We start from the raw sequence: 647 nt of genomic DNA on the forward strand, positions 1-647 counted from the left end.
CGCAACCTGTGCCGTCATCGCCGCCGTCGTTACCCCAATTGCCGCTGGCGACCCAACCAAACACTGGCAGCTCGTCATGACCATGACAGCTATGACAGGTATTTGGTGTGTACTGGCCAGCCGTTTCAAACTGGGAATTTTTGCTGCCTTCCTTTCCCGCCCAATCCTCTTAGGGCTACTCAACGGCGTGGCGTTGACCATCATTGTCGGTCAGTTTGCGAAAGTCGTGGGTTTGAAATACGAACAACGCTATCTACTTGAACGATTATGGGAAGCTCCACAACGCTTGGCAGAACTTCATTGGCCAACCGTTGCGTTAAGTGTAGCAACTGTGGTGGTCTATTTGGTAACCAAACGCTACCGTCCTACTTGGCCTGCAGCAATGCTTGCCATACTGGTTACTACAGCATCGGTTTGGCTACTGCACTTACAAGAAATGGACGTGGCCGTAGTCGGCTTAACTCAAGGTGGTTTCCCTCAATTTCAAGCCCCACAATTTGAGCTTGGCGAAGTGCGTGAGCTCGTCGTGCCAGCGTTAAACTTAGCGATCGTTAGCTTTGTCAGCATGATGCTGACCGCGCGCAGCTTCGCAGCAAAGAACGGCTACGACATTGACGCTAATAAAGAGTTTCAGGCATTGGGTTTTG

At 51.3% G+C, this 647-nt stretch carries 1 protein-coding gene; it reads left to right on the plus strand.

Annotation, left to right across the window (positions count from 1 at the left end):
- Positions 1–647 (plus strand): SulP family inorganic anion transporter (locus tag R7O13_RS28000; protein WP_318305340.1); only part of this gene is annotated, 647 nt, incomplete at both ends.

Source organism: Vibrio sp. Y176 (genome assembly GCF_033438945.1).